This window comes from Serinicoccus sp. JS2-9, from assembly GCF_059025165.1.
Window position 1 is genome coordinate 384005 of record NZ_CM180091.1, and the last position, 19242, is coordinate 403246.

Genomic DNA, 19242 nt, shown 5'->3' on the forward strand with positions numbered 1-19242 from the left:
CAAACACGCCCTCTCAGGTCGTCATCAGCGCGGCCTGGTAAGACACTATGTTTGTCCACTGACCGAAAGGCACCCCGTTCCCATGACCGCGCCCCGTGACCGATCCGAGCGCACCTCCCGCGCACCCGGATCGCGCACCGAGTGGGTCGAGCAGCAGCCCGGACGGCGCACCAGCCTGAGCCGCGCGCTCGGGCTGACCACCCTGAGCGCGCTGCTGCCCGGCTCCGGCCTGCTCCGCACGCGACGGCGCGCCCTGGGTCTGCTGGTCCTGGGCCTGGCGCTGCTGACGGTGGTCCTCATCGGCGGATACGCGCTGGCCAACGGGCTGACGAGCACCGCGCTGCAGACGGCGGCCGACACAGGGCGACTGCGCGCGATCATGGTGCTCCTCGTGCTCGGCACCATCATCTGGGCCGGCGCCGTCGCCCTCACCGCACTGGTCACCGCCCCTCGCCGCCCCTCGACGGGGCAGAAGGCTGCGCTCACCGCCTTCACGGCGCTGCTGTGCCTGGCCGTCTCGGCCCCCGCCGCCCTCGGGGTGCGCTACATCACCGCCCACGTGGACGCCGTGGACAAGGTCTTCGGCACCGGCGACAGCGTCGGGGGCCAGAGCGGCGCCACGCCGACCTCGGTCATCGGCGACGACCCCGACGATCCCTGGGCCGACCTGCCGAGGGTCAACCTGCTGCTGCTCGGGTCCGACGCCGCCGACACCCGCGAGGGCACCCGCACCGACAGCATGATCATCGCCAGCATCGACACGACGACCGGCGACAGCGTGCTCTTCTCGATCCCCCGCAACCTGCAGCAGATCCCCATCCCCCGGGACAACCCGCTGCACAACGTCTACGGCGACACCTACGACTGCGGCGACCAGTGCCTCATGAACAGCATCTGGACCGAGGCCGAGCTCACGGCCGAGGAGCACCCCGGGTGGTACAACGACGACCCCACGCCGGGTCAGACGGCGACCCGGGAGGTCCTCTCGGGCATCCTCGGCATCCCGATCCACCACACGGTGATCGTCAACATGCAGGGCTTCGAGGACCTCGTGGACGCCATGGGCGGCGTGCTCATCACCGTGCAGGAGGAGATCCCGATCGGTGGCCGCACCTACACCGACTGGGAGGGCAAGCTGCAGCTGGACCCGACCTCCGACTACGAGATCCTGCAGCCGGGCACCCAGCGCCTGACCGGCGAGCAGGCCCTGGCCTACTCCCGCTCCCGCGTCTTCAGCGACGACTTCTCGCGGATGCGCCGGCAGCGCTGCGTGGTAGCCGCCGTCGTCGACCAGGTCAACCCGATGACCATGCTGCAGCGCTATCCGCAGATCATCGGCGCCGTCGGTGACAACGTGCTCACCGACCTGCCGCAGCAGGATCTCGACGAGTGGGCCGAGCTGGTGCTGCAGGTCCAGGACGGCACGATGAGCAGCCTGCCCTTCACCGCGTCCAACACCGACACGGCGAACCCCAACTACTCCGAGATCCGCTACCGCGTCTACGAGGCGCTCTACGCCGAGCCGATCACCGCCCCCGCGGAGGAGGCCACCGCGACGGCGACGCCCACCCCGACGGAGGGCGCGCCCACGACGTCCGCGGACGAGACCACGGACGAGGATGAGGACGCCGCGACCAGCGAGGAGCCGGCCGACGATCTGGAGAGCGTGGGCGCGGTCTGCGGCTGAGCGGCATACCTCGGGGGTGCGCAGGTATGCCGTCGCGCACGTCGACGGGGAGGCCGCGGCGCACGCGGAGGGGTAGGCCGCGGCGCATGTAGAGGGGGCTTGCTGCAGCGGACGCAGAAGACCCCCGTCACCAGTGGTGACGGGGGTCTTCGCGTGTGGTCTGTCGAGAGCTAGCTCAGAGCGGACGCACGGCGTCAGCCTGCGGCCCCTTGGGGCTCTGCGTCACCTCGAACTCGACCCGCTGGGCCTCGTCGAGCGACTTGTAGCCGTTGCTCTGAATGGCCGAGTAGTGGACGAACACGTCGGGGCCACCGCCATCCTGAGCGATGAAGCCGAAGCCCTTCTCCGCGTTGAACCACTTCACGGTTCCCTGTGCCATGAACATTCTTCTTTCTGCTGTGCTTGTGCAGGTGCAACTTCCCGCGGACACGGGAAGTGGTCTCTGGTGAACCCCCCAGCTCACTCGCAAGGAAATACAACGTCAACCAGTCCAACGGTAGCAGCCTTGCGGCCTCGATGCCGACCCGCCGCGACATGCGATGATGGGAGCATCATGCGCCGCTGCCGTGAGGCGGCGACGCGCCCTGGAGGGTTCGCATAGTGGCCTAGTGCAGGCGCCTTGAAAGCGCCCGAGGGAGACCTCCGTGGGTTCGAATCCCACACCCTCCGCCACCCTTTGCCGATGCGCCGTCGTCGCTGTCACCGCGAACACGGGCACCCGCCGACCACGTCGACGCGCGGGTGCTGCCGAGACCGCATTCGTCCCGATGACGCGCCGACGTGAAACGGCTGGAGCGTTCACGTGAACGCTGCAGCCGGTGCTGGCGGGCGCGCCGTCGGGACGGATCGCGCGGGCCGAGCGCCGGGTGTCACACGTGCTCGACGGCGGCCGGCGCGTCGGCTCGGGGCGCCTCAGCCGCGCCACGCCTGTAAGGTTTGGGATTGATTCATGACCCACCACGAAGGAGTCATCCACATGCGCAACAAGCTGCTGCTGCTCGTCGGTGCCGCCGCCGGCTACATCCTCGGCGCCCGCGCCGGGCGTGAGCGCTACGACCAGATCGCCGACCAGGCCAACAAGGCCTGGAGCAACCCGAAGGTCCAGGAGACCGTCGAGCAGGTCAAGGCCAAGGCGCCCGAGGTGGCGCAGAAGGTCGGCGACCAGGCGAAGTCCCGCGCTGGCGAGGTGAAGTCCAAGGTCACCGGCCAGGAGTCGGTCGGCGCCGACGGCACCTACGACAACGCCACCGGCAGCCTCGACGTCGAGACCGGCGAGGCGACGGTCGACACGACCGGGTTCGGCCCGGGCGGGGAAAAGCTTCCCTGACGACACGGCATACCGAAGCACGGACGGCGGCCCACCCCCTCGGGGATGGGCCTCCGTTCGTGGGTCTGCCGTGGCGTCAGATCCAGAGCGCCGGCTCGTCGTAGAGCGCCTCCTGCGGGTCTCGGCCCGGGTCGGGCTGGCGCACCTTGGCCGGGATGCCGGTGGCGACCGCCATCGCGGGGACGTCCTTGGTGACGACCGCGTTGGCACCCACCTGCGCCCCGTGGCTGACCGTGATGTCGCCCAGGATCTTGGCCCCTGCCCCCACGGTGACGCCGTCACCGAGGGTGGGGTGGCGCTTGATCGTCGGGTCCAGCGAGCGACCGCCGAGGGTCACGCCGTGATAGAGCATCACGTCGTCGCCGACCTCGGCCGTGCCACCGATGACCACACCCATGCCGTGGTCGACGAAGAAGCGCTTGCCGATGGTGGCGCCGGGGTGGATCTCGATGCCGGTCGCCGCTCGCGCCACCTGGGAGAGGAGCCGGGCCGGGAGCGTGGCGCCGGAGTCCCACAGCGCATGGCTCACCCGGTGCGCCCAGAGGGCGTGGAGGCCAGGTGAGGCCAGCGCCATCTCCAGCCGACTGCTCGTGACCGGGTCACGCTCGAGCGCGGCGTCCAGGTCGCCGCGCACCTCGGCGGCGGCGCGCCCGAGCAGCCCGGCGGCCTGCCGGGAGACGCGCGCGAGGTCGAGGGCCATCAGTCGCGCAGGTCCTCGAAGAGCACGGTGGACAGGTAGCGCTCGCCGAAGCTCGGGATGATGACGACGATCGTCTTGCCGGCGTTCTCCGGCCGCTTGGCGACCTCGAGCGCGCCCCACACGTTGGCGCCGGAGGAGATGCCCGCGAGGACGCCCTCCTCGGTGGCGAGCGCGCGAGCGACCCGCAGCGCGTCGTCCAGCTGCACGTCGACGACCTCGTCGTAGAGCTCGGTGTCGAGGATCTCCGGGACGAAGTTGGCGCCCAGGCCCTGGATCTTGTGCGGTCCCGGGTCACCTCCGTTGAGGATCGGGCTGTCGGCGGGCTCCACGACGACCAAACCGACGTCCGGCTTCTGCTCACGCAGGTAGCGGCCAGCGCCGGTGATGGTGCCGCCGGTGCCCACGCCCGCGACGAAGATGTCCACCCCGCCGTCGGTGTCGGCCCAGACCTCCGGGCCGGTCGTCTCGTAGTGCACCTTGATGTTGGCCGGGTTGGCGAACTGTCGGGCGCGGACGGCGCCCCGCTCGGCGGCGATCTCGTCGGCCTTGGCGACCGCGCCCTTCATCCCCTCGGGGCCAGGCGTGAGCACGAGCTCGGCGCCGTAGGCCCGCAGCAGGGCGCGGCGCTCGAGGCTCATCGTCTCGGGCATGGCCAGCACGACCTTGTAGCCGCGGGCGGCGCCGACCATGGCGAGGGCGATCCCGGTGTTGCCCGAGGTGCCCTCGACGATGGTGCCGCCGGGCTGCAGCTCGCCGGCCTCGACGGCGGCGTCGATGATCGAGGCGCCGATGCGGTCCTTGACCGAGGCAGCCGGGTTCTGCGACTCCATCTTGAGCAGCACCTGAGTGCCCTCGGCCACCCCCTCGGCGAGACGGTTGAGACGGACCAGCGGCGTCCTGCCGATGGCCTGGGTGATGTCGTCATACACGGGCACGGGGGTGACCTTTCGTCGGATCTGCTCGGACGCGGGGAAGCGATGCGCGCTCAGCACGTTATACATCGCGCAACATCAGGTTATTCCATGCTGGACCGGGCGGAGGCTCCGGCACGGTGTCGGTGGCGCGCACTACGCTGCCCCTATGTCTTTCGGAGTGCTGCAGGTCCTCGCCATCGTCGTCGCGGGCCTGGTCACGCTGGCTGCGGTGGCCCTCTTCGTCCGCACGATCGCGGGCTTCGTCGCACAGTTCCGGCTCGGTCAGCCGGCCGACCGGGCAGGCGAGCCCGGTCAACGGACCGTCACCCTCCTGCGTGAGGTGCTCGGTCACACCCGTATGGCGCGCAAGCCGTGGGTCGCGGTCGCGCACTGGGTCGTCATGGTGTCCTTCGGGCTGCTCTTCCTCACCCTCGTGACCGCCTACGGCCAGCTGGTCGACCCGCATTTCGCCCTCCCCCTCATCGGCCATTTCTGGCCCTACGAGTGGGCGACCGAGCTCTTCGGCTGGGGCGCGATCCTCGGGATCGTCTACCTCATCGTGGTGCGGCAACGCTCCCACCCGCGCGCGCTCGGGCGGCGGTCCCGCTTCTGGGGCTCGACGTTCTGGCAGGCGTATGTCGTGGAGTTCGTCATCCTCGGCGTCGGCGTCTGCATCGTGGCGCTGCGAGCGCTGGAGTTCGCGCTCGGTCGGGTCACCGGCGAGGAGTGGGCGAGCTCCCTGCACTTCCCGCTGACCTCCTGGCTCGGTGGCCTGCTCGACGGGGCCGCGGCGGGCACGCTCGAGGGCTGGATCATCGCGGTGGCCCTGGCCAAGATCCTCATCTCGATGACCTGGATGATCATCATCGCGCGCACGCCCACGATGGGCGTCGCCTGGCACCGCTTCCTCGCCTTCTTCAACATCTGGTTCAAGCGGCACCCCGACGGGCGCACCTCGCTCGGCGCGGTCCAGCCGATTCAGGTCGGTGGCGAGCCGGTCGACTTCGAGAACATCGAGGAGCTCGACGAGGACGCCGCGCTCGGCGTCGGCAAGGTCGAGGACTTCACCTGGAAGGGCCTGCTCGACTTCTCCACCTGCACCGAGTGCGGCCGCTGCCAGGAGCAGTGCCCCGCGTGGCACACCGAGAAGCCCCTGTCGCCCAAGATGCTCGTCAAGAACCTCCGCGACCAGCACCACGCCGTCGCCCCCTGGCTGCAGGCCAGCACCGAGCACCGGGAAGCCGCGGAGAAGGCTCTCGCCGCGGCCGGCGGAGCCGGCGCCGACGGACTCCCGGACACGCTGCACGGCATACCGACGACCGCCGTCCTCGCAGCGCAGCGTCCGCTCGTCGGCGAGACCGAGGGCGACCCCACCGTGCCCGACGGGGGCGGCGTGATCGACCCCGACGTGCTGTGGTCGTGCACGACGTGCGGCGCGTGCGTGGAGCAGTGCCCGGTCGACATCGAGCACGTCGACGCCATCGTCGACATGCGGCGCTACCAGAACCTCATCGAGTCAGCCTTCCCGAACGAGCTCGGCGGGCTCTTCAAGAACCTCGAGAACAAGGGCAACCCGTGGGGCATGAACGCCCGGCTGCGGATGGACTGGGCCAAGGGCCTCGACTTCGAGATCCCCATGGCCGGGGCCGACGTCGAGAGCCTCGACGAGGTCGACTACCTCTTCTGGGTCGGCTGCGCCGGAGCATTCGAGGACCGCGCCAAGAAGACGACCCGCGCGGTCGCCGAGCTGCTGCACACCGCGGGAGTGAGTTTCGCGGTCCTGGGCGACGGGGAGACCTGCACCGGTGACCCGGCCCGCCGCAGCGGCAACGAGTTCCTCTTCCAGATGCTGGCGATGCAGAACGTCGAGGTGCTCAAGGAGGTCGGCGCGACCAAGATCGTCGTGACCTGCGCCCACTGCTTCAACACCATCAAGAACGAATACCCCCAGGTGGGCGGGCAGTTCGAGGTCGTGCACCACACCCAGCTGCTCAACAAGCTGGTGCGGGAGAAGCGGCTCACACCGGTCGCACGGCCGGGTGAGGCGGACACCGCCGGGGTGGCCTCGACCGCGGAGTCGGTGACCTACCACGACCCGTGCTATCTCGGCCGGCACAACCAGGTGTACGCCCCGCCGCGCGAGCTGCTCGGCGCGCTCCCTGGGGTCGAGCTGCGGGAGATGCCGCGGCACGCCGAGAAGTCCTTCTGCTGCGGCGCCGGTGGCGCCCGCATGTGGATGGAGGAGAAGCTCGGGACCCGGATCAACCTCAACCGGACCGAGGAGGCGATCGCCACCGGCGCGGACCGGATCGCCATCGGCTGCCCCTTCTGCCGCGTCATGCTCTCGGACGGGCTGACCCAGAAGCAGGCCGAAGGGGCCCGCGAGGAGGTCGAAGTCGTCGACGTGGCGCAGATGCTGCTCGCGGCGGTGCGCCGTGGCGAGGAGCCGGAGCCGGCGGCCGTCGAGGGGCAGCCAGATGCGCAGCCGGCGCGCGAGGAGCAGACGGCAGGCGAGCCGGCACAGACTCAGCCCAAGGGCGAGCCCACCACCTGACCAGCAGCCTCGTCTGCTCAGTCCGGTAGCCTCGTCTGCTCGATCCGGCGGCCTCGTCTGCTCGATCCGGCGGCCTCGCCTGTTCGCTCCGGCAGCGTAGTGAGCCTCAGCGGCGTACGTCGCTGCGGTGGAAGTTCGACCACGACCGGCTCGCGGTCGGCCCGCGCTGACCCTGGTAGTGGCTGCCCTTCGCCGAGCTGCCGTAGGGATGCTCCGAGGCAGAACTGAGCTGGAAGAAGCACAGCTGACCGATCTTCATACCGGGATGAAGCACGATCGGCAGCGTGGCCACGTTGGACAGCTCGAGCGTCACGTGACCGGTGAATCCCGGGTCGACGAAGCCGGCCGTCGCGTGCGTCAGCAGGCCGAGCCGGCCGAGCGAGCTCTTGCCCTCGACCCGCGCCGCGACGTCATCCGGCAGCGTCACCTGCTCGTAGGTGGAACCCAGCACGAACTCGCCCGGGTGGAGGACGAAGGTCTCCTCCGGCTCGACCTCGACGAGGCGGGTCAGGTCAGGCTGCTCCTGCGCCGGGTCGATCACCGCATACTTGTGGTTGTCGAAGAGCCGGAAGAAGCGGTCGAGCCGCACGTCCACGCTGGAGGGCTGGATCATCGCCGCGTCCCACGGCTCCAGCCGGACGCGGCCGGAGTCGATCTGGGCGCGGATGTCGCGGTCGGAGAGCAGCACGCAGACACCCTAGCCGGGGTGGAAGTTGGAGGCGCCCCACGGTGCAGTTATGATGACTGACCGGCCCGGCAACAGGGCCTCGCGGGTGTAGTTCAATGGTAGAACATCAGCTTCCCAAGCTGAATACGCGAGTTCGATTCTCGTCACCCGCTCTGCACGACGGCGCCTCTCGCGGGGCGCCGTTTCGCATGCAGGGGGTATGCCGTGGGTCACGTGGGCGCTGCCGGACTGGGCAGACCAGGCTCTCGGAGTGATCAGACGAGAGGACAGGCGAGGGTGGGCCCGTCGTGGCTCAGGCAGCCACCTCAGCGAGTGCGTCGGCGAGGATCTCGACACCGCGTTCGGCATCCTCGTGGCTGATGACGCACGGCGGCACGAGGTGCACGCGGTTGGCCACGACCAGCGGCCACATCCCGCGCCGCACGCAGGCCGCCTGCACCGCCTTCATCGTCTCCGCCGCAGCCGGCTCACGGGTCTCCCGGTCGGCGACCAGCTCGGCGACCCAGAAGACGCCCAGACCGCGGACGTCTCCCACCAGCTCGCTGCGCTCCAGCAGGCCGCGCGCCGCGGGGCCCAGGCTGCGCTCGCCCACCTCGGCGGCGTGCTCGACGATGCCCTCCTCGCGCATGATCGTCATCGCGGCGACCGCCGAGGCGGTCGCCAGCGCGTGGCCGGAGTAGGTGAGCCCGCCGGGGAAGGGACGCTCGTCGAAGGTCGCCGCGACCTCGTCGGAGAGCACGAGGCCCCCGAGCGGCACGTAGCCGGAGTTCACGCCCTTGGCGAAGGAGATCAGGTCAGGACGCACGTCCCAGTGGTCGAAGGCGAACCACGCGCCGGTCCGGCCGAACCCCGCCATCACCTCGTCGAGGATGAGCAGGATCCCGAACTCGTCGCACAGCGCCCGCACGCCCTCGAGATAGCCGGGCGGGGGGATGAGGATGCCGTTCGACCCCACCACCGTCTCGAGGATGATCGCCGCCACGTGCTGCGGGTGCTCCGCCTCGACGGTATGCCGAAGGTGGGCCAGCGCGCGCTCGCTCTCCTCCTCCTCGGTCGAGGCGTGGAACTCGCTGCGGTAGAGGTGCGGGCCCCAGAAGTGGACGACCCCGGGGATGCCCGGCTCCCCGCCGAAGCGCCGGGGCTCGCCGGTGAGCGTGATCGCCCCGGCCGTCGCCCCGTGGTAGCTGCGGTAGGCGGCGAGGATCTTGTGCCGCCCCGTGTGGGCGCGCGCCGCGCGCAGGGCGTTCTCGTTGGCCTCCGCGCCGCCGTTCGTGAAGAAGACCTTGTTCATGCCCTCGGGCGCGAGGCCGGCGATCATCGCGGCCGCCTCGGCGCGGCTCTCCTCGGCGAAGGACGGTGCCACCGTGGTGAGCCGCCCGGCCGCCTCCGCGACCGCGGCGGACAGCCGAGGGTGCTGGTAGCCGATGTTGGCGTTGACGAGCTGGGAGGTGAAGTCGAGGAAGCGCCGCCCCTGGTAGTCCCAGAAGTAGGCCCCCTCCCCTCCGGCCAACGGGAGCGGGTCGACCGCCTGCTGGGCCGACCACGAGGTCAGGACATGCGCCCGAGAGAGCTCGCGGATGCGGGCCTCTCGCGTCGGGTCTGCGGGGAATGTCATACCGGAACTCTAGGGCGTCCGACCTTCCCTGGCGTCACGCCCCCGCGGACGGCAGGATGGGCACCATGGCTGACGCACTGGCGCACACCACCGGGTCGACGGATACCCCGCTGCTGGAGCAGACGATCGGCGACAACCTCGACCAGACCGCCGCCGAGCACGGGGCGCGCGAGGCCCTGGTGGAGGTCGCCAGCGGACGGCGCTGGACGTATACCGAGCTGGTCCACGAGGTCAACGCGCTGGCCAGGGCGTTCATCGCCTCCGGGGTGCGCACCGGCGACCGGGTCGGCATCTGGGCGCCGAACTGCGCGGAGTGGACCATGGTGCAGCTCGCCACCGCCAAGATGGGCGCCATCCTGGTCACCATCAACCCGTCCTACCGCACGCACGAGCTGGCCTACGTGCTGCAGCAGTCCGGGGTGAGCACTCTCGTGGTCGCCCAGGAGTTCAAAGGCAGCTCCTATCCCGACCTGGTCGCCGAGGTGCGCGAGGACTGCCCCGACCTGGTGCAGGTGCTCGTCATCGGCGGGCCGGGCTGGGACGATTTCCTCGCGGGGGCGCACCAGGTGAGCCCGGGCCGGCTGCAGGAGCTGCAGGCCGGTCTGGCGCCGGAGGATGCGATCAACATCCAGTACACCTCCGGCACGACGGGCTTCCCGAAGGGCGCGACCCTCTCGCACCGCAACATCCTCAACAACGGCTACTTCGTCGGCGAGGGCTGTCGCTACAGCGAACGCGACATCATCTGCATCCCCGTGCCCTTCTACCACTGCTTCGGGATGGTCATGGGCACCCTCGCGGCCACGTCGCACGGCGCCTGCATGGTGATCCCCGGCCCCGGCTTCGACCCTGGCGCCGCCCTGCGCGCGGTCCGCGACGAGCAGTGCACCTCGCTCTACGGCGTGCCCACGATGTTCATCGCCGAGCTGGAGCTGATCGAGTCCGACGACGCCTACTCGCTCGACGACCTCAGCTCGGTGCGGACCGGCATCATGGCGGGCTCGCTGTGCCCCGCGTCGGTCATGCGCACGCTCATCGACGCCGGCGTCCGCGAGATGACGATCTGCTACGGCATGACGGAGACGTCGCCGGTCTCGACCCAGACCTCGCCGATGGACCCGTTCGACAAGAAGGTCGGCACCGTGGGGCGGGTCATGCCGCACCTGGAGGTGCAGGTGGTGGACACCGCCTCCCGGGAGGTGATGCCGCGGGGCGAGCCCGGGGAGTTCTGCACCAAGGGCTACTCCGTCATGCTCGGCTACTGGGAGCAGCCGGAGAAGACCGCGGAGGTGATCCAGGACGGGTGGATGGCCACCGGCGACATCGGGGTCATGGACGACGAGGGGTATGTCGAGATCACCGGCCGCATCAAGGATCTCGTGATCCGGGGCGGGGAGAACGTCTATCCGCGGGAGATCGAGGAGTTCCTCTACACCCACCCTGACGTGGTCGACGCACAGGTCGTCGGGGTGCCGGACGAGAGGTACGGCGAGGAGCTCATGGCCTGGGTCAGGCTGCGCGAGGACGCCGAACCGCTCACGCCCGAGGCGCTCAAGGAGTTCTGCGCCGGCAGACTCGCGCACTACAAGATCCCGCGCTACGTGCAGGTCATCGAAGAGTTCCCGATGACCGTGACCGGCAAGGTGCGCAAGATCGAGCTGCGCGAGCGAGGCGAGGAGCTGCTGCGCACCACCTGACCCCCTCTCACCGGGCGTCGCGAAGGGTTGCCCACCACCCCACCGGGCGTCGCGAATGGTTGCCACCGACCCCACCGGACGTCGCCCGTGGTTGCTGGCAGGATCGTGACATGAGCCTCGACTACACCCGGATGTTCCGTCTCGAGGGCCGGCACGCCGTCGTCCTCGGGTGCGGCGGCATCGGTGCCGAGATCGTTGCCGGCCTCGCCGCCCAGGGTGCTCGGGTGAGCTGCCTCGACCGGGACCCGGGCGTCGCCGAGGCGGCGCTGGAGCGCGCACCGGGCGGCGCGGCATACCACGCGGACGTGGTCGACCCGGCGAGCCTGGAGACGCTCGCGGCCGAGCTCGGCGACGTCGACGTGCTCGTGCTCACGGCTGCGATGAACGTGCGCAAGCGGCTGCTCGACTACAGCGCCGAGGAGTTCGACCGGGTGGTCGACCTCAACCTGCGCGGCACCTTCTCGGCGGTGCGCGCCTTCGCGCCGGCGATGCTCGCCCGCGGCGCCGGGTCGATCGTGGTCCTGACCTCGATCCGGGCGCTGACCGTCGAGCCCGGACAGGGGGTGTATGCCGCGACCAAGGCGGGCGCGATGCAGCTGGTGCGCACGTGGGCGGCCGAGCTCGGGCCGGCCGGCGTGCGGATCAACGCCGTGGCGCCGGGGGTGGTGGAGACGCCGCTCACGCAGCAGATCCGCGACGACGCCGAGTGGAACCGGGCGTATGCCGAAAAGTCGGCGCTCGGTCGCTGGGCGCGGCCGGAGGAGATCGTCGGGGCCGTGTGCTGGCTCGCGTCGGACGCGGCGAGCTTCGTCACCGGCAGCCAGGTCATGGTCGACGGCGGCTGGACCGCGATCGACGGACGGTTCACCCCGCCCACCTGAGCTAGGGTCACACTCCCACCGGGGAGGATCGGTGCACCTGCACCGAAGCTCACCGCGACAGGCCCACCCACCCGGGGAGGATCGGTGCAGCCGCACCGAAGCTCACCGCGACAGGCCCACCCACCCGGAGAGGATCGGTGCAGCCGCACCGAACCTCACCGGCACGGCCGCTAGTTGAAGACGATGGTGCGGCCGCCGCGCAGGACCACGCGGTGCTCGGCGTGCCAGCGGATCGCCCGGGAGAAGGCTGCCGCCTCGACCTCCTGGCCCTGCTGGGCGAGCTGGGCGGGGGTGAGCCGGTGGTCGACCCGGCGGAAGTCCTGCTCGATGATCGGGCCCTCGTCCAGGTCGGCCGTCACGTAGTGCGCTGTCGCACCGATGACCTTGACACCACGGTCGTGCGCCTGGGTGTAGGGCTTGGCCCCCTTGAAGCTCGGCAGCAGGGAGTGGTGGATGTTGATGATCCGCCCGGAGTAGTCACGGCACAGGTCCCGCGAGAGGACCTGCATGTAGCGCGCCAGCGCGATGGTGTCGACGTCGTGGTCGTCGACGATCCCGCGCAACCGCGCCTCGGCCTCCGGCTTGGTGTCGGCGGTGATCGGGACGTGGTGGAAGGGGATGCCGTGCCACTCCGCCAGGCCACGGAAGTCCTCGTGGTTGGACACGATCGCCGGGATCGTCACCGGCAGCTGGCCCGTCCGCGCCCGGAAGAGCAGGTCGTTGAGGCAGTGCCCCATGCGGCTGACCATGATCAGCAGCCGGTGCGGCTCGGCCCGGTCGTGCACCTGCCACTGACCCGCCAACCCGTCCGCGACCGGGGTCAGACCGGCCCGGAGCGCCTCGACCTGGATCGGGCTCCCCTCCCGGGTGGCCTCCATGCGCAGGTGGAACTCGCCGGTGCTCGGGTCGGCGAACTGCTGGCTCTCGGTGATCGTCAGGTCGTGCTCGAGCATCGCGCCCGCGACGGCATGGACGACGCCGGCGCGGTCCGGGCAGGAGAGGGTCAGCACGAAGTCACGGCTCGTCTCGGGGCTCACGGCCGCCCAGTCTAGGTCGGGCCCGAGGTATGCGGGAGCGCCGGGGCGGCGGTCTCCGGCCGGCCCGGCGTGGACCGGGACGTCACGGAGCAGCGCCCGGCAGCGTGGGACAACCTCGACGCGGCCCCGAGGCGTCATCGTGGCGACACCGACACAGAGGGGATCTCGCATCGGCCCTGACACCCTTGTGAAGGAGAAGCAGCACCCGATGAACAAGCGCAACCTCGACCAGCACGTCGCCGAGTCCGCCGGCATCGACCAGACCACCGCCGAGAAGGCCCTCGACGCCGTCCTCGGCGGCGTCAGCGAGACCCTCACCAAGGGCGAGAAGGTCTCCCTCGCCGGCTTCCGCGCCTTCGAGGTCCGCGAGCGCTCCGCCCGCACCGGTCGCAACCCGCAGACCGGCGCCTCGATCGAGACCGCTGCCTCCAAGGCGCCGGCCTTCAAGCCCGCCTCCGCGCTCAAGGACGCCGTCAACGGCTGATCGCGCCGCCCGCGCCGCGCGGGCCTGACCCGCGCGGCGCGGGCACGGCACGACGAATCGACCGGCGAGGGTCAGGTGGCGATGTCGGGGTACGGCTGCACGTTCAGGTGGGCCAGCTTGGCGGCGTAGTCGAGCTGCATGCCCAGGGGCTCGTCCCAGTCGCGCTCGAACATCGCGATCCACAAGGTGAGGGTCAGGAACGGGTGGGCGCCCATCTCGAAGAGGGCGACGTGGTCGTGCTCGACCAGGGCGCGGCGCTCGTCGTCGGTCAGGGCCAGCCACGTGGTCCGCTCGTCCTCGATCGAGCTCAGCAGCCGCGGCCCGATGTTCTCCTCCCACCACGCGACCAGCCCGGCGGGGTCCTCGCGGTAGCGCTCGGTGAGCTCGCGGTCGCGGTCGACGGTGAAGAGGAACTTGTTGACCAGGTACTTGCTCATGCCTCGGCTCCGATCAGCTGCTGGTCCGGGTACCAGGTGAAGTAGGCCTCCATGGTGTGGAACAGGTCGAGGCTGTCGGCGTGGTCGGCCTTCGCGTAGCCGGCGATGCCCATCATCAGCATGAAGTCCATGAACCCGTGGGTGGCGTTGCCGGGGGCGTGGAGGCTGTCGAGGGTCACCTCGGACAGGCAGCCGTCGATGTCGCCGCGCGAGATCCAGTCGATCGCGCGGGCGTCGAACTCCGGGTCCGGGCCGTGCGGGCCGAACTGGCGCGGGCCGCCGAGCTCCAGGGACAGGTGCCCGCTGCCGATCACCGCGACCCGCAGCCCGCTGGGCCACGAGTCGATGATCTCGCGGATCGTCCGGCCGAGCTCGACGAACCGCTCGGGACGCGGCAGCGGCGGGGCGAAAATGTTGGTGTAGATCGGCACGATCGGGAGGTCGTTGTCGGGGCGAACGGTGAAGATCGGGCAGGTCACCGAGTGGTCGATGCGCAGCTCGTTGCTGAAGGCGAGGTCGAAGCCGCGGTCGATGCCCTCGCGCAGCATGTACTCAGAGAGCTCCTCGTGCCCGCGCAGAAGCAGCTTGGGCATCCCGAACTCGCGCATCTCGTTCTCCCAGTTGGCGTCGTAGAACGGCGCCTTGCCAACCAGGAACTGCGGCATGTTGTCCAGCCACAGCTGGTGGAAGTGGTCGGAGCCGACCATCACCAGCACGTCGGGGCGGGCCCGGGTGAGGGTCTCGCGGTAGGTCTCCACCTTGCGGACCCACTCCGCGGCGAACGGCGGCGCCTCGTGCGCGGGCAACCGGCTGGTGCGGTAGTAGAACGGGTGGTGGGTCGTGGCCAGGATCGCGACCAGGTCGGCCATCAGGGGGTTCCTCTCGTGGTGGTCGACGCGATCATGCGCGTCGGGATCTGCGTCCAGGTGTCCGCTCTACGGTCCTCGGCGAAACTGTGAGACGATCGGTCGGCCGGTCGACCGACCGACCGGCTCCGGGACGACGAGGTGGCACTGTGGCGGGACGAGGCACCGGACCGGACTTCGTGGAGTCCCTCGCCCGCGGTCTCGACGTCCTGACCTGCTTCGATGCGCACCACCGGCGGATGAGCCTGAGCGAGGTGGCGACGGCGACCGGCCTCGCCCGGCCCACGGCGCGGCGTCTGCTGGCCACGCTCGAGGAGCTCGGCTACGTCCGCTTGGTGGACAGCGGCTTCGAACTGACTCCGGCGGTGCTGCGGCTCGGCACGGCGTACGCCAGCTCGCTGGGCCTGTGGGACATGGCCCGCCCCCACCTCCAGCAGCTCGTCGCCCGCACCGGGGAGTCGTCCTCGATGAGCCAGCTCGACGGCTCCGACATCGTCTACGTCGCCCGTGTCTCGGTGCCGAAGCTGATCGCGCTGCGCGTCGACATCGGCACCCGCTTCCCGGCGTTGTGGACCTCGCAGGGCAAGGTCCTGCTCGCCGCCCTCGACCAGGAGCAGCGCGACCGGGTGCTCGCCGAGCCGAGCCGCGCGGGCGTGACGGTGCCGGCGTACGACGGCGACGTCGAGGACGACCTCAGCCAGGTCCGCGCCCGGGGCTGGGCGGTCGCCGACGAGGAGCTCGCCCCCGGCATCCGCTCGGTCGCGGTCCCCGTGCGTGACCACCTCGGCACCGTCCGGGCCGCCATGAACGTCACGGTTCACGCCTCCGAGACCAGCCGGGAGACCCTGCTGGAGGACTACCTGCCGCTGCTGATCCGCACCGCCTCCGACGTCTCCGCCGACTGGGCGCACTGGCTGACCCGCCCGCACGTCGAGTAGCCGCATCAGGCCGGCTCCCGCGCGGGATCACGCGTGAGATCGCTGGCCGGCTCGAGCACCTCGGCCAGCGCGGCGCCCAGCGCCGCCGCCGGGTCCGCGGGCAGGTCGGTGCTGCGCCAGGCGACGACGGTGTCCGGGCGCACCAGCACCGCGCCGCCGGGCCCGACCTCGCGCAGCGAGGACCAGGAGCCGTCCGGGTCCTCCCAGGACCCGCCGGCCCCGACCGCGACCACGTCGAGGAGGCCGGCCAGCGGGTGGTCGACGCCGTCGACCGCGGCCCGCCAGGTGTCGGCCTCGGCGTCCACGAGCAAGGCGAACCGCCCGGGCGCCGGCAGGTCGAGGGTCGAGCAGCGACTCCCCCGGCCCTCGAGCCACGCGTGCGGCACGTGGTGGCCGGGCCGGGTGGTCGGGCGGTAGACGAGGGTGTCCTCGGGCAGCGCGCTGGCCTCCGGGTCGGGGCACAGCGCGCCGTCGACGTACGCGAAGCCGTTCTCGGCGCCATGGGCATGGAACTCCCGGTCCATGAACGCCACGGCCTCGTCGAGCGCGGCCTGCAGCCGCTGCCCCTTCTCGCTGCCCGACCACAGCGTGCGCAGCCGCTCCCAGCCCTCCTCGGGCGGCAGGTCGGGACGCAGGCCGATCGCGGCGTCGATCACGCCGCCGTGGCTCTGGAAGTTGTGCAGCGAGCTCGCGGCGACGCTCTGCGCGACCGGCCGGCGCTCCTGCTCGTAGGAGTCGAGCAGGCCCGCCGTGCGCGGGTCGGCCAGTGCCAGGGCGATCTTCCAGGTCAGGTTGTGCGCGTCCTGGACGCCGGTGTTGAGGCCCAGCGCGCCCCACGGCGGGATCCGGTGGGCGGCGTCGCCGACGAGGAAGCAGCGGCCCTCGGTGAAGGAGTCGGCCACGACGGACTGGATGTACCAGTGGGAGATCGAGTGCAGGTCGACCTGGAGGTCGGGCAGGCCCAGGCTGCGCCCGATCCGCGCGGCCATCGCCTCCTCGTCGAAGCGGTCGGGGTCGTCGGCGAGGAACCCGCAGGCGAACACCCACTCCTCCGAGCGCCCCTGCTCGTCCCAGGGGCCGAGGTGGTAGAGGTAGCCGCTGCCGATCGAGCCCCCGTGGTCGGGGTTGACGAACCACGAGATGAGGTTCTCCCGGCTGGGCAGCGCGTCGGTCAGGTCGGCGCCGAAGTGGGCGCTGACCATGTCGACCAGGTTGGTCGGTCCCGACACCGTCACGCCCAGCGCGTCGGCGACCATCCGGCCGCCGTCGGCGCCGAGCACGTAGTCGGCGCGGACCACCCGCTCGTGGCCGTCGACCAGCACGGTGACGTCGGCCCCGTCGGCGTCGGGGGCCAGCGCCGTCACGCCGGTGGCGAAGCGTACGTCGGCCTGCGGCTGCGCCTCCGCGGCGGCGCGCAGCAGCGGCTCTAGCCGGATCTGGGGCAGTATCGTGTACGGCGCCGGGCTGGCCGCGGCGTACTCCTCGGCGTACTGCCCGCCGCCCCACGCGTCGCGCGAGGCGATCTCGCGCCCGTGCAGCTCGGTCGAGCCTCCGAAGGAGGTGTACCAGCCGGTGCGCGAGACCGTCGACGGCGGCGCCGCGGCCGCGGCCAGCTCCTCGCCGAGCCCGAGCTGGCGCAGGATCTCGACCGTGCGCTGGTTGAGACCGACCGCCTTGGGGTGGATCGAGGTGCCCTCGTGGCGCTCGAGCAGCAGGTGCTCGACGCCGAGGCGGCTGAGCATCAGCGACGAGGCGAGCCCGACCGGCCCTCCCCCGACGACGACGACCGGGTAGTGGCTGCGGATCTGGTTCACGAGCGGCTCCTCAGGCGCGGGCGTGGGTGCCGGCGTCGCGGTACTCGGTGTAGGTGTAGGGGTTGTCGAGCACCTTCGACTCCGGGATCTCCGGGGTCATCCCGGCCCGCCAGCCCTCCTCGCCGAGCTGCTCGGTGAGGTGCGCGACGGTGTCCTCCACCGCGGCGCGGGCCCTGGCCAGGTCGGCGTCCACGAGCCGGTGCTGGTGCTTGACCAGCCGACCCCGCACCAGGACGGTGTCGACGTCGCCGCGCTGGGCCTGGAAGACCACGTGGCCGTAGGGGTTGAGCAGCGGGAACATGGTCGGCGAGGCGTCGTTCTTGATCAGCACGACATCGGCCTGCTTGCCCGGCTCGAGGCTGCCGATCTCGTCGCCCAGGCCGAGGGCCTCGGCGCCGCCGCGGGTGGCCCAGCCGACCACGTCGGAGGCGCGCAGCGACACGTTGGTGATCGTGTCGCCGTCGACGTGGGCGAGGTCGTGCTCGCGGGCCCGGTCGGCCGAGAGCGTCGAGCGCATCGCGGAGAACCCGTCGCCGCTCCACCACACCGAGGTGTCGACCGACAGCGAGATCGGGATGCCGTGGCGGCGCAGCGCCCAGCTCGACGGGTAGCCCTGGCCGCAGGAGGACTCGCTCTCCGCGGAGACCGAGGCGACACCGCCGGTCGCGGCGATGCGCTGGTAGGAGTCGTCGGTCAGGGTAGCGGCGTGCACGTAGACGGTGCCGGGGGTCATGAAGCCGTTCTCGTGCATCAGCTTGATGCCGGAGTCGTTGGTGGCGCCCCACACCCCGGCGTGGGTGGTGACGGTGGTGCCGAGCTCGCGCGCCACCTCGAAGGCCCGCCGCTCGGGGAACTCCGGGTCGCCGGTGACGTCGAAGGCCATCTGGAAGCCGACCTTCCCGCCGTCGATCACCCGGCGCGCGAAGGACTGGAACTCGGCGGAGTCGGCCCACTCCCAGGGGCCTGCGTGAATGTTGCCGTAGGCCAGCACGAACCGTCCGGGGACCTCCTCGAGCGCCGACAGCGCCGCCTCGCCGTGCGCGACCGACTGCAGGCCGTGCGACCAGTCGACGCTCGTGGTGACGCCGGCCTCGAGCGAGTCCAGGGCCGAGAGCAGGTTGCCGGCGTAGATGTCCTGCGGGCGGAAGTGCTTGCCGTGCTCGAGGTAGTTCCAGACGAAGTACTGGGTCAGCGTCCAGTCGGCGCCGTAGCCGCGCATCGCGGTCTGCCACATGTGGCGGTGGGTGTCGACCATACCCGGCATCACGATGCCGCCCGAGGCGTCGATCTGTGCGGTGCCGTCGGGCACCTCCAGCGCCGGTCCGACGGCCTCGACCTTGTCGCCGACCACGAGCACGTCGGCGTCGGTGAGCACCGTGCCGGCGGCGTCCATGGTCAGGACGGTGCCGCCGCGGAAGACCGTCGCCGGGGCGGCGGCGACGTCCGCGCTGGACGGCGCCGGGGACGGGTTGGACTGGCTGCTCATGATCGACCACCTCGTTGGGGAACGTATGCCGGACAGATGTCCATTGACGCTCAGCCTGCTGGTGCCGGCGTCACATGTCAACCCCGGATCACTGGTGTCACCTGCGCCGCAGTCGGA

At 70.9% G+C, this 19242-nt stretch carries 17 protein-coding genes and 2 tRNA genes; 9 read left to right on the forward strand and 10 right to left on the reverse strand.

Annotation, left to right across the window (positions count from 1 at the left end; genetic code table 11):
• The first annotated feature begins 82 nt into the window (after positions 1–82).
• Complete coding sequence (locus AC5PYY_RS01995) at positions 83–1687, forward strand: LCP family protein (protein WP_493898147.1); 1605 nt, start codon at positions 83–85, stop codon at positions 1685–1687.
• A 175-nt stretch (positions 1688–1862) separates the two neighbouring features.
• On the opposite strand, the gene AC5PYY_RS02000 is transcribed toward AC5PYY_RS01995, so the two are convergent.
• A complete protein-coding gene (locus AC5PYY_RS02000) occupies positions 1863–2066 on the reverse strand; it encodes a cold-shock protein (RefSeq protein ID WP_493898148.1) in 204 nt (67 codons plus the stop codon).
• Between the two features lie 207 nt (positions 2067–2273).
• Here AC5PYY_RS02000 and AC5PYY_RS02005 point away from each other — a divergent pair.
• Positions 2274–2359 (forward strand) — tRNA-Ser (locus AC5PYY_RS02005).
• A gap of 277 nt (positions 2360–2636) precedes the next feature.
• On the forward strand, positions 2637–3014 hold the full coding sequence (locus AC5PYY_RS02010) for a YtxH domain-containing protein (RefSeq protein WP_493898149.1): 378 nt from the start codon (positions 2637–2639) through the stop codon (positions 3012–3014).
• A 76-nt stretch (positions 3015–3090) separates the two neighbouring features.
• Here AC5PYY_RS02010 and epsC read toward each other — a convergent pair whose 3' ends face one another.
• Both epsC and cysK read right to left on the reverse strand, forming a co-directional pair.
• Positions 3091–3714, reverse strand: coding sequence for a serine O-acetyltransferase EpsC (gene epsC, locus AC5PYY_RS02015; protein ID WP_493898150.1), 624 nt, complete (start codon positions 3712–3714; stop codon positions 3091–3093).
• Positions 3714–4649, reverse strand: coding sequence for a cysteine synthase A (gene cysK, locus AC5PYY_RS02020; RefSeq protein WP_493899308.1), 936 nt, complete (start codon positions 4647–4649; stop codon positions 3714–3716). The genes epsC and cysK overlap by 1 nt, the downstream gene beginning before the upstream one ends.
• 145 nt (positions 4650–4794) lie before the next feature.
• Here cysK and AC5PYY_RS02025 point away from each other — a divergent pair, with 145 nt between their 5' ends.
• Positions 4795–7182, forward strand: coding sequence for a heterodisulfide reductase-related iron-sulfur binding cluster (locus tag AC5PYY_RS02025; RefSeq protein ID WP_493898151.1), 2388 nt, complete (start codon positions 4795–4797; stop codon positions 7180–7182).
• Between the two features lie 106 nt (positions 7183–7288).
• Here AC5PYY_RS02025 and dcd read toward each other — a convergent pair whose 3' ends face one another.
• Entirely contained in the window at positions 7289–7870 is a 582-nt protein-coding gene (gene dcd, locus AC5PYY_RS02030) for a dCTP deaminase (protein ID WP_493898152.1), read from the reverse strand.
• 81 nt (positions 7871–7951) lie between these two features.
• On the opposite strand from dcd, the gene AC5PYY_RS02035 reads away from it, so the two are divergent.
• Positions 7952–8022, forward strand: a tRNA-Gly gene (locus tag AC5PYY_RS02035).
• 140 nt (positions 8023–8162) lie between these two features.
• Here the strand turns inward: AC5PYY_RS02035 and AC5PYY_RS02040 are convergent.
• Positions 8163–9485: an aminotransferase class III-fold pyridoxal phosphate-dependent enzyme gene (locus AC5PYY_RS02040; protein ID WP_493898153.1), complete on the reverse strand. Its 1323-nt coding sequence runs from the start codon at positions 9483–9485 to the stop codon at positions 8163–8165.
• Between the two features lie 65 nt (positions 9486–9550).
• On the opposite strand from AC5PYY_RS02040, the gene AC5PYY_RS02045 reads away from it, so the two are divergent.
• On the forward strand, positions 9551–11182 hold the full coding sequence (locus AC5PYY_RS02045) for an AMP-binding protein (RefSeq protein ID WP_493898154.1): 1632 nt from the start codon (positions 9551–9553) through the stop codon (positions 11180–11182).
• 110 nt (positions 11183–11292) lie between these two features.
• Complete coding sequence (locus AC5PYY_RS02050) at positions 11293–12063, forward strand: SDR family NAD(P)-dependent oxidoreductase (protein WP_493898155.1); 771 nt, start codon at positions 11293–11295, stop codon at positions 12061–12063.
• 170 nt (positions 12064–12233) lie between these two features.
• Here the strand turns inward: AC5PYY_RS02050 and purU are convergent, their stop codons facing one another.
• Positions 12234–13100: a formyltetrahydrofolate deformylase gene (gene purU, locus AC5PYY_RS02055; RefSeq protein ID WP_493898156.1), complete on the reverse strand. Its 867-nt coding sequence runs from the start codon at positions 13098–13100 to the stop codon at positions 12234–12236.
• Positions 13101–13308: 208 nt separating this feature from the next.
• Here purU and AC5PYY_RS02060 point away from each other — a divergent pair, with 208 nt between their 5' ends.
• A complete protein-coding gene (locus AC5PYY_RS02060; protein ID WP_493898157.1) occupies positions 13309–13584 on the forward strand; it encodes an HU family DNA-binding protein in 276 nt (91 codons plus the stop codon).
• 71 nt (positions 13585–13655) lie between these two features.
• Here the strand turns inward: AC5PYY_RS02060 and AC5PYY_RS02065 are convergent, their stop codons facing one another.
• Entirely contained in the window at positions 13656–14021 is a 366-nt protein-coding gene (locus AC5PYY_RS02065; RefSeq protein WP_493898158.1) for a hypothetical protein, read from the reverse strand.
• The gene (locus AC5PYY_RS02070) at positions 14018–14890 is read right to left on the reverse strand and encodes a DODA-type extradiol aromatic ring-opening family dioxygenase (RefSeq protein WP_493898159.1); all 873 of its coding nucleotides are present in this window, start codon (positions 14888–14890) and stop codon (positions 14018–14020) included. The genes AC5PYY_RS02065 and AC5PYY_RS02070 overlap by 4 nt, the downstream gene beginning before the upstream one ends.
• A gap of 146 nt (positions 14891–15036) precedes the next feature.
• Here AC5PYY_RS02070 and AC5PYY_RS02075 point away from each other — a divergent pair, with 146 nt between their 5' ends.
• Positions 15037–15825, forward strand: coding sequence for an IclR family transcriptional regulator domain-containing protein (locus tag AC5PYY_RS02075; protein WP_493898160.1), 789 nt, complete (start codon positions 15037–15039; stop codon positions 15823–15825).
• A gap of 5 nt (positions 15826–15830) precedes the next feature.
• On the opposite strand, the gene AC5PYY_RS02080 is transcribed toward AC5PYY_RS02075, so the two are convergent.
• Positions 15831–17639 (reverse strand): FAD-dependent monooxygenase, encoded by a 1809-nt coding sequence (locus AC5PYY_RS02080; RefSeq protein WP_493898161.1) that lies wholly within the window; start codon positions 17637–17639, stop codon positions 15831–15833.
• A gap of 10 nt (positions 17640–17649) precedes the next feature.
• A complete protein-coding gene (locus AC5PYY_RS02085; RefSeq protein WP_493898162.1) occupies positions 17650–19125 on the reverse strand; it encodes an amidohydrolase family protein in 1476 nt (491 codons plus the stop codon).
• Between the last annotated feature and the right edge of the window lie 117 nt (positions 19126–19242).

What these genes read in the sequence shown, in the direction of transcription:
- AC5PYY_RS01995 (WP_493898147.1), top strand. Translation starts at nt 83, where the DNA reads ATGACCGCGCCCCGTGACCGATCCGAGCGCACCTCCCGCGCACCCGGA.
- AC5PYY_RS02000 (WP_493898148.1), bottom strand. Translation starts at nt 2,066, where the DNA reads ATGGCACAGGGAACCGTGAAGTGGTTCAACGCGGAGAAGGGCTTCGGC.
- AC5PYY_RS02010 (WP_493898149.1), top strand. Translation starts at nt 2,637, where the DNA reads ATGACCCACCACGAAGGAGTCATCCACATGCGCAACAAGCTGCTGCTG.
- epsC (WP_493898150.1), bottom strand. Translation starts at nt 3,714, where the DNA reads ATGGCCCTCGACCTCGCGCGCGTCTCCCGGCAGGCCGCCGGGCTGCTC.
- AC5PYY_RS02025 (WP_493898151.1), top strand. Translation starts at nt 4,795, where the DNA reads ATGTCTTTCGGAGTGCTGCAGGTCCTCGCCATCGTCGTCGCGGGCCTG.
- AC5PYY_RS02040 (WP_493898153.1), bottom strand. Translation starts at nt 9,485, where the DNA reads ATGACATTCCCCGCAGACCCGACGCGAGAGGCCCGCATCCGCGAGCTC.
- AC5PYY_RS02045 (WP_493898154.1), top strand. Translation starts at nt 9,551, where the DNA reads ATGGCTGACGCACTGGCGCACACCACCGGGTCGACGGATACCCCGCTG.
- AC5PYY_RS02050 (WP_493898155.1), top strand. Translation starts at nt 11,293, where the DNA reads ATGAGCCTCGACTACACCCGGATGTTCCGTCTCGAGGGCCGGCACGCC.
- AC5PYY_RS02060 (WP_493898157.1), top strand. Translation starts at nt 13,309, where the DNA reads ATGAACAAGCGCAACCTCGACCAGCACGTCGCCGAGTCCGCCGGCATC.
- AC5PYY_RS02065 (WP_493898158.1), bottom strand. Translation starts at nt 14,021, where the DNA reads ATGAGCAAGTACCTGGTCAACAAGTTCCTCTTCACCGTCGACCGCGAC.
- AC5PYY_RS02070 (WP_493898159.1), bottom strand. Translation starts at nt 14,890, where the DNA reads ATGGCCGACCTGGTCGCGATCCTGGCCACGACCCACCACCCGTTCTAC.
- AC5PYY_RS02085 (WP_493898162.1), bottom strand. Translation starts at nt 19,125, where the DNA reads ATGAGCAGCCAGTCCAACCCGTCCCCGGCGCCGTCCAGCGCGGACGTC.